Raw genomic sequence first — 13,418 nt, forward strand, 5'->3', positions numbered from 1 at the left:
GGTCGCTTGATCTATTGTCTCAGCGGGGCAGTTTGTCGAACCAGTATTGCCAGCTGACCACCACACTGCGGGTTTGCTCATTGGGTTGGCTACGGGTGCCGCTGGCTTGCACCAACTCTAGCCGCAGCCTGTCTACCCCGCCCGGCAGGGCGCCGAACAGGCTGCCGCCCATGCCTATACGCACATCGTAGCCGCTGCCCGAGACCGTGTTGTGGGATAAGGCCAGGGTGGCATGGGGCGCCCACGCCTGCCGATAGGGCTCGCGGCCAGTCTCGTTGTAGCCGAAGGCTAGGCCATACTGGGTGCTGGATTGCGGCATGAAGGAGGCTAGATAGGGGCGGGGATCGCCGGTCTCGCTGAAATCGGTCACCGCGCCTGGCAGCAGGTAGAGGTAGCGCAGGGGAACTTCGCCGTCTGCCTTGTAGCGCCCACGGCTGGCGGTGAGCCGCAGGTTGATGTCGGGCTCATCCAGCCTGAAGCGATGGCCCAGCTCGGCTTCCAGCACCTTGCCGGAGCCGAAGTACTCGCCCCGCTGGGCGCGGTAGCGCCAATCGCCGTAATCCAGCCGCAGGTATTCGCGCCGGCCTATCTTCCAGTCCAGCCCCAGGCTGCCGCCATCACGCTTTCCCGCCACGATCAGGGTGGCGGCATCACTGGTGGCTTGGCCATAGTGCGCCCCGGCACGCAGGCCCAGATGGCCATCGACCTGCCAGCCGGTCTCCAGCTTGCCGGTATAGAAGGTATCGAAGCCATAGCGTCGACCGGCTTCGATGGCGAGATCCAGTTTTTCACCTTGATAGCGCCAACCCAGGCTAGCGCTGCGATCATGCGGCGGTATATTGATCAGCGTACCGTCCTGCACTTGCTGCTTGCGGTCTTCGCTCAGGGTGGTAAGGCTGTGGTGGCGGTTGAGCGCCAACTGCGTCTTGCCTATCCAGGACACGGTATGCAGTACACCCCGTTCGCTGGCTTCTATGCCGCCAGCCACCTGATGGGCATCGGGGAAGTAGGCCTCGGTCAACAACTGGTGCAGGATGGGGTCGCGGTCACGGTAGCGCAGGCCCTCGGCAGCCCAGCCCAGCTCACGGCCGTGATCATTCAGCATGCGGGCGCCGTAGATGCGATCGTAGATGGGCATGGCGGCTCCTGCACCACCTTCGCCGCCCGGTACGCCACCACGGCCCAGTAGGCGTGCGAGCTCGGCGGTGTCTTCGTTGGCCAGCGCGGTATTTAGACGCAGGTAATCGGGTGTGGCCAGCTTTTGTGCCTTGCGGCGCAGCAGGAAGTAACGTGCTGACAGCGGCTGGTCGCGGCTGTTGAGCCAGCTGGCCAGAATTTCAGCACGCGCCAGGGTATCACCCTGCTGGTTACTGGGGGCGGCCAGCAGCAGTTGCAGGAAGGGCGTCTGGCGATCGCCGGTGGTTTCGCTCAGCGCTAGGCGTGCGGCGTCGATCAGGTTCTGCGGCACCTGGACAAAGCGATTAGGGTGCTTGCGCGCCTCTTGCAGCAGTTGCTGCCACAGGTAGCGATGGATGGCGCGGGAAAGTTGGGGATAGCCGGATTGCTCCTGGGCATCGGCATAGGTTTCCAACCAGTTGCGGCTGGGTTCAGTGCGGTTGCGACGCATGCGCTGCAGCTCTGCCCGGAAGATGGCGCGGGCAATCCTGGGTTGGCCCAGTTGCAGGAAGGCGCTCCCCACCGCCTGCGCCATGGCGCCGCCTCGCATGGCCTCATTGCGCCAGGCATGGGCGTAGCCCTGCAGTTCGTCGTACTGGCGCATGTCCAGCAATAGCCAGATCAGGCCGCTACGGATGTCATTGTCGCCAGGGGCAAGGCTCAGAGCGATCTTGCTATTGAGCAAGGCGCGCTCGGGCTGGCCGTTTTGCAGCCTGACCTGGGCTGACAAGGCGTAGAACTGGGCGTTCTGGCTGAACAGCTGGCGCTGAGCCGGCGTCATGGTGTCCAGTCGCTGGGCCAGGGCCTGCCAGCGTAGCGCGGCGGCTTCCAGATTGAGCAGGGCCATGAACAACTGGGCATCGCTGTAGTGCAGCCAGGCCAGCTCCGCCGCCCGTGCGGCCTCGGCTGGATCTTGCCGCCAGGTAAGGTAGTAGTAGGCAGCCAGATCGCGTTGGCTGGGTTTTTCTGCGGCGATAAGTCGCTTGTAGGCAGCGCGGGCGTCGTCTTCCTTCTGCAGCAGGTTGGCCATTTCGGCAAACAGCTGCCAATAGGCATCGCTGGCGCCTTGCTTGTCGCTATCGCGGAGGGTGGCAAACGCCTGTTCCATCTGGCGCAAGGCAATCTGGGTCTTGGCCAGACGCAAGGCCAGCGCTGGTGTCATGCCTTGATCGGCCGCCAGGCGCTGAAGGGTAGCGGCCTCGGCAGGACGGTCGCCAATGTGCTGCTGGAAGTCGGCTAATCTGAGCAGGAAACGCGCCTCGCGCTTTTCACGATAGAGCTGGTCGAGAAAGGCAATGGCCGATTCCGGTTTACCCTGGGCATCGTAGGAGTTGATCAGCTCCTCCAGCCTCAGCTCAGTACCGCGACCACCCTTGATCATGGCCTGCAGGGCGGCGACACGCAGGTCTTCGTCCTGGGTCAAGGGGGTCAGTTCCTCCACTTGCGCCCAGGCGGCGGCATCGCCCAGCCTGGCCGCAGCCAGCCAGTGCTCCAGGGCTTCGTCCGGCCGGCTGACCCAACGGGCCACCTGCGCCAGCCGACGGCGCCAGGCCATGTCCTCGGGCCGGGCGCGGACGGCGGCCTGGGCCAGCAAATAGGCATCGTTGACGTTACGATTAGCCAGGAAGACATCGTAGCCGAGCCGGTACAGGTCTTCATCGTAGGGGAGGGCCGGCGGCTTGCCATTGAGCGGGGGAAACAAGGGCTCGGTGGTGGCGGTATTGGCGACCAGCATGAAGCTGCCAGGGTAGGCGGGCTCGCCTAGCCCGGCTAGCGAGCCCCGGTACTGTTGCAGGTATTCCTGCATCGCCATCTTCAGCGCACGCTTCATATACCGCTCAGCCAGGGCAGGCTTGCCGACGGCCAGACTGACCTTGGCCAGTTCGGCCCAGTAGCTGCCTTGCTCGCCCAGGTTGGTCGGCGGCTCTGCCAGCAACTCGCCCGCACGGTCATACAGCCCACCGCTTTGCAGATCGCGCACGGCCGCCAGGAACAGGCGACGGCGTTCGGTCTGAGAGCCGCTACGCTTGAGCGCCAGCATACGGAAGCCAGAGGCCGCGCGGTAGCTGCCCTGGCTGAGCGAGAGCGCGGCGAACTCTTCGAGTTCGTCGCCACGCAGCTGATTTTGCCGGGCAAGGTGTTGCTGCAATTTGTCCAGCAAGCTACCACCGGTGAGTGGGCGCATCAGTTCAGGCTTGAGTACCTCCAGCAACTGGCGGTCTATGGGGCCGTGCTCAATCAGGCGGATGACCAGTATCTGGATTTCGCGTTCCAGCGCGCGGTAGTGCGAGGCGGTATGCCGTCCCAGTGCCCGGTCGCGCTGGGCCACCTTGAGCAGCAGCAGGTCAATGCGCTGCTGCCATTCCGCTTCATGACGCTCACGCAGGCTCTCCGCAATGCTGCGCGCCACACTGAAGTTGCCGAGCACCATCTCCTGCTCTGCCAGGACCAACTGCAGCTCGATGTCACGAGGGCTGGCGCGTACCAGGTTGCGCAGGTATTGCAGGGAGAGGGCGTCGGTACGGGCTTGCGCCGCGATCTCGGATAGCTCTCGTCCCTTGGGGAAGATCAGCGCCAGTGCTGCTGTGGCACCGGCTGCCAGGGCCAGCACCGTGGAAGGCGGAAACAGCCGCTGCCGTGGCAGCTGTTTGCGCTCATCCAATAGCCCGGCCGGGGCGCCTGCTTTTTTCACAGGACGCTCCGGGTGAGATTGTTGGCGGGGAGTACCTTAGGGACTGCAGGCAAGATCAAGATCGGCAACCTGTTCGGCCAGTTTGTATTGGGTGCCAGCGGCAGTGCGGCTTAGAGGCTTGATAGGGCGGCCTGCCTGGCTCAGGGTGCAGTTCGTGTCATGGGCAAGGCTCCATTGCAGGGGCACGCCGCCATCCAGCTTGAAGCGTACGCCATCGGCGCGCGGCTGCCAGGCGGCAAGGTGGGCATTGGCTTCGATCAAGTAGGGGCGTTTGGCGGCTTCGGCTGCGACCACGATATCGGCAGACTGTTGGCCGCTCAGGTGCAGGTAACGGCCCTGCGGCTGCGGGCGCCAGCCGGCGATGCCCTGGCTGGCGGCGAAATCGGGTACGGCGCTCTCGGGCAGCCGTACAGTACGCAGCGCCCCTTGGTTGCGTATGCGCCAGCCGCTGTCGGTCTTGGCTACCACAACCTGATTGAAGCCGATGACGCGGTCTATATAGGCCGATGCGTAGAGCGGCAGGGTTTCCTGGCTCAGGGCATAGCGATAGACCTGGTGCAGGGCTTCTATGCTGGCCTTACGGCTGGCAGAGTAGGTGTGGTAGTAGATATTGATAGGCTTGAAGCGATAGGGCTTGTCGGTCAATTCAAAGGTTTCTATCACCCGACGGAAACCCCAATAAGGGCCTTTCCAATCGTTGGTGTAGATGTTCTCGTTCTGGTTGGGCGCGAAAATCTGGAAATTACCGCCACCCTTATCCAGCCCTAGCGACGAGATACGGGTCCAGGACGGGTGGGCGCGTGTGATGGTGGTATCGCCTGCATTCATATTGCGCAGGCCAGCCTTGTAAGTCGCGGCAACGGTCTCGCCATCAGGATCGCAGTCACCACTCCACAGCAAGACCTTGACCTGCTTGCCAGGCGGCGCCAGACGGCTGTTGATATAGGCGGCCGAGCCGGAAATCTCGCGGTCCACGCTGAATTTGTAGTCCTTCAGCTGCAGGTTCATGCCGTACAGGCTGCCTTCCACCTTGCGCTTGCCGGTCAGTGCCTGCCAGAAGAAGGGGTGGCTATAAGTATGGCTAGCGACTTCCACATGGGGTAGCGCAAAAATGGCACGCGAAGTCGTTTCCAGCGACTTGGCCATACTGCTCCACAGTCCATTGGGGGAGGTCTCGCCTTCGATGACCGACACGGTGTGGGGTACCCGATAACGCTCAATGAAGTCACGCCGCATGACTTCGGCGGCGGTGGGCGAGCCCGGTATCTCGGCCAGGCTGGGAAAGCCATCGCCATCGATATGGGTCAGCCATAGCCGCCGGCCATTCTCGGTGGTGGTATCGGCGATGGGCATGGCCGGCAGTTGCAAGGCGGCCTTCAGGAATTCCAGCGGCTGTATCACCCAATAGGTGTCGGTTTCATCGCCCGGCGCCAGTTCCACGACATAGGGCCCAAGTGCATAGCCACCCCAGGGCGTGATGCCTACTGGGTCCTGCTGTAGATCGCCACTGGCCAGGCTAAGCCAGGCCTCGCCCTCGTTCAGCTTCATGGGCTCGAAGTTGTCGCGCTGGGGGTAGGGCTTGTGCTCAAAGCCGACGGCTGCATGTTGTCTGGTGATCCGCACGGCCTCCGTGGCATTGCCATCGCGCACGCTGATGCCACGCTGCGCCATCCAGCCCGGATCGTTAAAGCCAAACCGCGATAGGATGGCCAGCGGCACCCCTTCGTTGCGGGCGCGATCAAACAGGCGCTTGAGATCACCGGCACGGCTGGGCAAGTCGCCATTCAGCCAGCTGACTATGCCGGCATAGCGTCCTGCCAGGGCGATGCTGGGCAGGGGCTGCTGCACATCCACATATTCGGGCACCAGTCCCAGATAGTTGAGCGGGGTGGCGAGAAAACGAACGTGGTCGGATTCCATCAGGTTGCCGTACTGGGCGCTGTCATACAGCACCAGCACACGCCGTGGCTGCACTTCAACCTGGCCTACACCCAGTATGTCGAGTTCAGGCGTGGCTACCCAGGGAATAAGCCCGCGTGCGCGGATGCGGGCAGCCACTTCGCGGGCCTGTTGCCTATCGCCTGCGGGTACGTAGTCGATGGCAATGACGGGCAGCTTCCATTGCTCCTGTATGGGCTTGATCTGTTGCAGCAACCAGGCGCGGTCGGCTTCCGGCACCTCGCTGTATTGGCGATTGCTTGGCTGCCAGCGGGCTTCCAACGATTCAAATGCCACGCCAGCTGCAAGCCCGTGCACTTCCGGCAGTACCTCGAAACCGCGATTGAACAGCAGCTTGGCTTGTGGATACCTGGCTTTCAGGCCCTTGAGCGCGCGTATCAGGCCGGCCTGCTGGGCAGCCTGCTCCGCCGGGGTGCTGGCCAGCAGTTGCCAGGAATCCAGTGTGTCGAGAAAGAAGTGCCGCCAACCCTGCTGCCACAGGGGGGTGATGATCTGCTCGACAAAGAAGGCCGGCCATTCAGGCTGGCTCTGGTCAATGATCTTGCCACCCCAGGCGGGGTTGCTGCTGGGAAGCCAGGCCGGGGGGATCTTGCCGGCATAGCTGCGGCGCGCCTCCACTTCGCCGACGCTGACATAGGCGAACCAGTCGGTTTCGGCGCTGACTGCCGGCGCGGCCTTGAAGTGGTCGGGCTCCAGCACCACCCAGTCGAAGGCGCGCAGCTCATTCAAGGGGGGCTGAGCGCCATAGAAGAAAGCGACAGCAGGCTTGCCACTGGCGGTGGCCAGGCAGGCCAACAGCGCAGCGATCAGGGTACGGCAGAATTTCTGCAGCATAGGTCGCTTAGCCGGCCAGCAGCTTGGCCAGGCCTTGTTCCAGGGTGACGAAGTCAATGTGCCCAAGCGCAGCCAGCAAGGCGCTGTTTTGCGCGGCGGAGTGAACAATGTCGCCTGTACGTGCGGGTTGATGGCTGACATCGAGCTGCTTGCCGATCACCTGCCCGAAGCTGGCAATGACCTGATTGAGGGTACGGCTTTGGCCTGTGGCAACATTCAATACCCCGGTCTGATCGGCGAACAGGGCACGCCGGTTGGCCTCGGCTACATCGCCGACATAGATGAAGTCGCGGGTTTGCTGGCCATCGCCAAAGACCAGCAGGGTGGCTTGCTGCTCGATCCGCTCCTTGAACTTGGACAGCACGCCTGCGTAGGGTGAGCGCGCGTCCTGGCGCGGGCCAAACACATTGAAGTAGCGCAAGCCCAGGCAGGACATGCCGTAGAGTTCGGCGTAGAGCTTGGCATACTGGTCATTGACCAGTTTTTCGAGGCCATAGGGCGAGGCGGGGTGGACCGCCGAGTGCTCGCTGAGCGGTAGCGTTATGGGTTGACCATAGACAGCCGCCGAGGAGGCATAGACAAAGCGCTGGACGCCAGCCTGGCGTGCGGCATCCAGCACATTGATGAAGCCAGTGAGATTACGTTCGGCCGAGGTAGGCGGTGCATCCACCGAGGCTTGCACCGAGACTTGCGCTGCCAGGTGCAGGACGCGATCAACGCCCTGCATGGCATGCATGACTGCCTGGGGGTTGCGGATATCGCCTATCAACAGTTCCAGCTGGGGGTGGTCTGGCAGGTTGTTGGGCCGGCCGGTACTGAGATCGTCCAGTACACGTACTGCATGGCCCTGCAAGAGCAGGTTCTCAACCGTGTGTGAGCCGATGAAGCCTGCGCCGCCAGTGACCAGTATCTTGCTCATGCCCCAACCCTTCTTGCCCTAGTATGCAATGTTGATTCAGGCACGCATTGGAACAGGCTTGCCTGCTGCGCACAACAAGACTATTCGAACCTGCTGATATGCCCGCATAGCATTGATGCTGCTGGTTTCATGACATTGGAATATTAGCCAGCCAGTAGGCCGTGGTAGCCCTTGGTTTCTTGCCTGTCATAACAAGAATAGGTGCTTGTGGATAAGTCAGTGGTGAAAGCTGGATGCCATGATGAATATATTTTTACCCTATGTGACTGAAGTGCAGCAGTAAGCGCCTGTTCACGATTTTTTCGCCCCGGGTTAAAACTCGTTAGCAGCCTCTATAGGCTCGACAAGCCGGGCCTGCCCATAGAAAATCCGCCACCGCGCTAGGTAGCGCGCCCAGCAACGCAGTCCAATCAATCCGGAAGACACGACATGCACCTTATCCCTGTCATTGCCATCGATGGCCCATCTGCTTCGGGCAAGGGTACGGTTGCCGCGCGCGTGGCGGCGGCATTGGGTTGGCACTACCTGGACAGTGGTGCGCTTTATAGGCTCACCGCCCTGGCGGTATTGCAGCGAGGCCTGCAACTGGATGATGCCCAGCAGGTAACCGCGGTCGCTGCGGCACTGGATGTGAGTTTTCTGGAGGGCATGATCTTGCTGGATGGCGAGGATGCCACGGAGTTGATACGCGCCGAGGCCGTGGGTGAGGCGGCCTCCAAGGTGGCGGTATTGCCCTCGGTACGGGCGGCCTTGCTGCAGCGGCAACGTGACTTTGCCCGTGCGCCAGGCCTGGTCGCCGATGGACGGGATATGGGTTCAGCGGTGTTCCCCGAGGCCACATTGAAGGTGTTTTTGACCGCCAGTGCAGAAGAACGCGCCAGTCGGCGCTATAAGCAGTTGATTGCAAAAGGGGAATCGGTTAACATCTTGCAGATTTTGCAGGACATAGAGCAGCGGGATGCGCGCGATCGCGCCCGCAGCGTAGCGCCGTTGCAGCAATTGCCTGATGCGCATTTGCTGGATACGACGCAATTATCCATAGAGCAGGCCGTCAAGGCTGTGCTTGATTGGTGGCAGGCGGTTTCGCCCGAATAAGCGGGCAAACTGTCGTAGCGATACCAGGTCGCTGCGGCAGCAAAGGTGCCGGTACTTGCGCAAGGCAGGTCCGGCGTTTCACAACTTGACCCCACAGGCAGTACACGTGGGCTATCTGGATAAATCTGAAATGACTACCGAAGTTTCTTCCATGGAAAGTTTTGCCGCCCTCTTCGAGGAAAGCCTGGCGCGCCAAGAGATGCGCACCGGCGAAGTAATCACTGCTGAAGTGGTTGCCGTCGAAGACAAGGTGGTGATCGTCAACGCCGGCCTGAAGTCCGAGTCGCTGATCGACATCAATGAATTCAAGAACGACCAAGGCGTGGTTGACGTCAAGGTTGGCGACTTCGTGCAAGTTGCCATCGACAGCGTTGAAAACGGTTTCGGCGAGACCAAGCTGTCGCGCGACAAGGCCAAGCGCCTGGCCGCCTGGATAGACCTGGAAGAAGCGCTGGAGCAAGGCGTCATCAAGACCGGTCTGATCTCGGGCAAGGTCAAGGGCGGTCTGACCGTCATGATCAACGGCATCCGCGCCTTCCTGCCGGGTTCGCTGGTCGACATCCGTCCGATCAAGGACACCACGCCTTTCGAAGGCAAGGACATCGAGTTCAAGGTTATCAAGCTGGACCGCAAGCGCAACAACGTGGTTGTGTCGCGCCGTGCCGTGCTGGAAGAGACCATGGGCGAAGAGCGCGAAAAGCTGCTGTCCACCCTGTCCGAAGGCGCTACCGTCAAGGGTATCGTCAAGAACATCACCGACTACGGTGCATTCGTGGACCTGGGCGGTATCGATGGCCTGCTGCACATCACCGATCTGGCCTGGCGCCGTGTCAAGCACCCGAGCGAAGTGCTCACCGTCGGTGACGAAGTTACCGCCAAGGTGCTCAAGTTCGACCAAGAGAAGAACCGCGTTTCCCTGGGCCTCAAGCAGCTCGGCGAAGATCCGTGGGTGGGCCTGGCTCGCCGCTACCCGCAGAGCACCCGCCTGTTCGGTAAGGTTACCAACATCACCGACTACGGCGCCTTCGTTGAAATCGAACAAGGTATCGAAGGTCTGGTCCACGTGTCCGAAATGGACTGGACCAACAAGAACATCCACCCGACCAAGGTCGTCCAACTGGGCGATGAAGTTGAAGTGATGATTCTGGAGATCGACGAAGACCGTCGTCGTATCAGCCTGGGCATGAAGCAGTGCATGGCCAACCCCTGGGACGATTTCCAGGCTTCCTACAAGAAGGGCGACAAGATCAAGGGCGCCATCAAGTCGATTACCGACTTTGGTGTGTTCATTGGTCTGCCAGGCGGCATCGATGGCCTGGTTCACCTGTCCGACCTGTCCTGGAACCTGCCAGGCGAAGAAGCTGTTCGCAACTACAAGAAGGGCGACGAAGTGGAAGCCATCGTGCTGTCCATCGACGTCGAGCGCGAGCGCATCTCCATGGGCATCAAGCAAATGGAAGGTGATCCGTTCAACAACTTCGTGTCGACCAACGACAAGGGCGCTATCGTCAAGGGTATCGTCAAGTCGCTGGACGCCAAGGGTGCCGTTGTTGCCCTGTCCGAAGAAGTTGAAGGCTACCTGCGTGCAACCGAAGTCTCGCGCGACCGCGTTGAGAACATCGGTACCGTGCTGAAGGAAGGCGACGAAGTCGAAGCCATGATCATCAACGTTGATCGCAAGAACCGCTCGATCAACCTGTCGATCAAGGCCAAGGATCAGTCGGATGACTCCAGCGCCATGACCAAGCTGGCCGGTGAATCGGCTGGCAATGCTGGCACGACCAGCCTGGGTGCACTGCTGAAGGCCAAGCTCTCGGGCAACCAAGAGTAATCGGCGATGTCGTCCGGTAGCCCCATGACCAAGTCCGAGCTGATCGCCAAGCTGGCGGAGCGTTACCCGCAGCTCGTGGCGAAGGACGCCGAACTGGCCGTGAAGACGATACTTGATGCCATGGCCAGCAGTCTGGCCAGTGGTCAACGTATCGAAATTAGGGGGTTCGGCAGCTTTGACCTGAACTACCGGCCGCCACGTGTGGGGCGCAATCCGAAATCCGGGACGAAAGTCGCGGTGCCGGAGAAGTACGTGCCCCACTTCAAGGCCGGTAAAGAGCTGCGCGAGCGAGTGGACGGCCAGGAGGCATAAAGCCTGGTTGTTCCATCGGACTTGCATCCAGTAAGAAAACGCGACGTCGCAAGGCGTCGCGTTTTTCTTTTGTGCAGGCCCAGGCCTGGCCGAGAGCTGGCTAGGCACTGAAGCCTTGGAAAAGAGGAAGCGCATGCACACGCCTGCTAGGGTGGGGAAAGTAGGTGGAGCCCGCTGATTCTGGCTGTGCTGACGTTCTGCGCCAGGGTCTTGCTGGTGTTTGTGCCAGCGTCGCCAACCCGCCATGACGCGGGTCCATAACAGGCGCGGAACCAAGTAAAACAGATGGCATGCCCGCTTCCCTGGCGACCTCGGCTAAAATGAGGGTCTATTCCGTGGAGCTGCCCGTGCGCTATCTCGCTTGGTTCATCAAGATTGCCCTGTTTTTGTTCCTGTTTGCCTTTGCCATCAAGAATATGGCCATGGTGACCTTGCATGGCCTGCTGGACATGCAGTGGCAAGCGCCGCTGGCGCTGGTGCTGTTTGGCGCCTTTGTGCTGGGTGCCCTGGCAGGTGTGCTGGCCATGTTGCTGCAGGTGGCGCGGCTCAAGCGTGAACTACAGCAGCTGAAGCAGCACAAAGAGAGCGGCGTACCCGCAGTGATGGAGCCGGTAGACCGGGTAGAGCCGTCGGTGCCGCTGGATGCGGTGATCTGAGCAAAACAATAACAAGGAATTACCTGTGGAATTCGAAGCCTGGTGGCTGATACTTTTCCCGTTGTGTTTCGGCCTGGGCTGGTTGGCTGCACGCGTTGACATACGGCATATTCTGTCCGATTCAAAACTGCTACCCCGGCAATACTTCGAGGGCCTCAACCATTTGCTGAACGAGCGCACCGACAAGGCCGTCGATGTGTTTGTTGATCTGGCACGCAACCATAGCGAGACCATAGAGCTGCAGTTTGCTCTGGGCCATCTATTTCGCAAGAAAGGTGAAATCGAGCGCGCCATACGGATGCACCAGAAGCTGCTGGCTCGGCCTGAACTCAAGCTCTTCGACAAGCAGTCTGCCACCTTTGAGCTGGCGCTGGATTTCATGAAGGCTGGCCTGTTCGACCGGGCGGAGGAACTGTTTGGCAAGCTCGATGACACTGAGTTTGCCCGTGCAGCCCGGCGCCACCTGCTGGATATCTACCAGCAGGAGAAAGAGTGGCACAAGGCGATTGAGACCGCGCAACAGTTGCGCGATACCAGCCATACCTACCAGCACGAAATCGCCGAGTTCTATTGCGAACTGGCCACGGCGGCCATGACACGATCACAGCCGCAGGAGGCCAGGCAGTTTCTGCAGCAGGCACTGGCTGAGCATCGCAAGTGTGTGCGGGCCAATCTGTTGCTGGGCGAGCTGGCAGCCAATGAGGGGCAGTATGAAGCTGCCATCGATGCCTGGCTCAAGATAGAGTCGCAGGATCATCGCTTCCTTCCCTTTGCCGCACGCAAATTGCTGGATGCCTATGACAAGCTGGCCAAGCCCGAAGAGGGCACCGCCTTGCTCAAGGGCTTTCTCTCCACCTACCCCGAGCTGGATATGCTCGATGTGGTTGTGGAGCGCATTGCCGCCCAGGAATCGGAGCCGGCCGCCTATGAATGGCTGCGCGAGGAATTGCGACGCAATCCCAATATGACGGGCTTGCTCAAGCTGCTGGAGGCCCAGGCCAAGGCTGCGCCGCCAGAGCGGCAGGCCGAACTCGATACCATGCTGCGGCTGACCCAGGAGTCGACGCGTGGACTCAGCATGTACCACTGTGCCTCCTGCGGCTTCAAGGCGCGCCAGTATTTCTGGCGCTGTCCTGCCTGCAATGACTGGGAGCGCTTCCTGCCGGCCCGTGGCCAGACCCGTTCCTGATCGTGCCATCCCTTTACCATTGAGAACCCGCCATGACCGTTCACGATCCCAAGATCATTGTTGCCCTGGATTTCCATGATGCCGCTGCCGCGCTGGCCTTTGCCGACAAGGTGAATCCTGCGCTCTGCCGGCTCAAGGTGGGCAAGGAGCTGTTTACCGCCGCCGGCCCTGCGCTGGTGGAACAGCTGGTGGGCCGCGGCTATGAGGTTTTCCTGGACCTGAAATTCCACGATATCCCCAATACCGTCGCCCAGGCCGTCAAGGTGGCTGCCAGGCTGGGCGTCTGGATGGTGAACGTGCATGCCTCCGGCGGCCGCAAGATGATGCTTGCCGCCCGTGATGCGCTCGATGGCGAGCCCAATCGCCCGTTGCTGATTGCGGTGACGGTGCTGACCAGCATGGATGGTGCGGACCTGGCGGAGATGGGTATGCCCGAACCCGCCGTGCAGGTGCCCCTGCTGGCGCGCCTGGCGCTGGAATGTGACCTGGACGGGGTGGTCTGCTCGGCCCAGGAAGCCTTTGTGTTGAAGAAGCTATGCGGTAACGATTTCAAGCTGGTGACGCCCGGTATCCGCCCTTTGGGCAGTGCTGCCGGGGACCAGAGTCGGGTGATGACACCCGAGGCAGCCTTGGAGGCCGGTGCCGACTATCTGGTGATAGGCCGCCCAATTACCCAAAGCGCCGACCCTGTCGCAACACTGCAATCCATACACGCTAGTCTCGCCGCTATCTGAGGGGCATGGGCCCCGCATTAG

General features: G+C 61.2%; 9 protein-coding genes. 6 read left to right on the forward strand and 3 right to left on the reverse strand.

Features of this window, described 5'->3' with window-relative positions; translation table 11 throughout:
• Nucleotides 1–19 precede the first annotated feature (19 nt).
• Genes QWZ03_RS09010 through QWZ03_RS09020 form a run of 3 tightly spaced genes read right to left on the reverse strand, consistent with a single transcriptional unit; the run spans nt 20 to nt 7,580 of the window.
• Nucleotides 20–3,868, reverse strand: a complete 3,849-nt coding sequence (locus QWZ03_RS09010) for a tetratricopeptide repeat protein (protein ID WP_290332385.1) — start codon at nt 3,866–3,868, stop codon at nt 20–22.
• A gap of 36 nt (nt 3,869–3,904) precedes the next feature.
• Nucleotides 3,905–6,661 carry a bifunctional glycoside hydrolase/polysaccharide deacetylase family protein gene (locus QWZ03_RS09015; RefSeq protein WP_290332386.1) on the reverse strand — a complete coding sequence of 919 codons (2,757 nt, stop codon included), beginning with the start codon at nt 6,659–6,661 and terminating at the stop codon, nt 3,905–3,907.
• Between the two features lie 7 nt (nt 6,662–6,668).
• On the reverse strand, nt 6,669–7,580 hold the full coding sequence (locus tag QWZ03_RS09020) for an NAD-dependent epimerase/dehydratase family protein (RefSeq protein ID WP_290332387.1): 912 nt from the start codon (nt 7,578–7,580) through the stop codon (nt 6,669–6,671).
• A gap of 429 nt (nt 7,581–8,009) precedes the next feature.
• Between QWZ03_RS09020 and cmk the strand changes: the two genes are divergently transcribed.
• The 6 genes from cmk to pyrF all read left to right on the forward strand — a co-directional run bounded on the left by cmk (nt 8,010) and on the right by pyrF (nt 13,397).
• The gene (gene cmk, locus QWZ03_RS09025; RefSeq protein WP_290332388.1) at nt 8,010–8,675 is read left to right on the forward strand and encodes a (d)CMP kinase; all 666 of its coding nucleotides are present in this window, start codon (nt 8,010–8,012) and stop codon (nt 8,673–8,675) included.
• Between the two features lie 130 nt (nt 8,676–8,805).
• Nucleotides 8,806–10,506 (forward strand): 30S ribosomal protein S1, encoded by a 1,701-nt coding sequence (gene rpsA / locus QWZ03_RS09030; RefSeq protein WP_284196856.1) that lies wholly within the window; start codon nt 8,806–8,808, stop codon nt 10,504–10,506.
• Nucleotides 10,507–10,530: 24 nt separating this feature from the next.
• Nucleotides 10,531–10,818, forward strand: coding sequence for an integration host factor subunit beta (locus tag QWZ03_RS09035; protein WP_284196855.1), 288 nt, complete (start codon nt 10,531–10,533; stop codon nt 10,816–10,818).
• Between the two features lie 347 nt (nt 10,819–11,165).
• The gene (locus QWZ03_RS09040; RefSeq protein WP_290332389.1) at nt 11,166–11,474 is read left to right on the forward strand and encodes a LapA family protein; all 309 of its coding nucleotides are present in this window, start codon (nt 11,166–11,168) and stop codon (nt 11,472–11,474) included.
• Nucleotides 11,475–11,499: 25 nt separating this feature from the next.
• The gene (gene lapB, locus QWZ03_RS09045) at nt 11,500–12,663 is read left to right on the forward strand and encodes a lipopolysaccharide assembly protein LapB (RefSeq protein ID WP_290332390.1); all 1,164 of its coding nucleotides are present in this window, start codon (nt 11,500–11,502) and stop codon (nt 12,661–12,663) included.
• Nucleotides 12,664–12,695: 32 nt separating this feature from the next.
• Nucleotides 12,696–13,397: an orotidine-5'-phosphate decarboxylase gene (gene pyrF, locus QWZ03_RS09050; protein ID WP_290332391.1), complete on the forward strand. Its 702-nt coding sequence runs from the start codon at nt 12,696–12,698 to the stop codon at nt 13,395–13,397.
• Nucleotides 13,398–13,418 lie beyond the last annotated feature (21 nt).

It is taken from the genome of Chitinimonas viridis, assembly GCF_030409555.1.
In the GTDB taxonomy this organism is placed as follows: Bacteria; Pseudomonadota; Gammaproteobacteria; order Burkholderiales; family Chitinimonadaceae; genus Chitinimonas; species Chitinimonas viridis.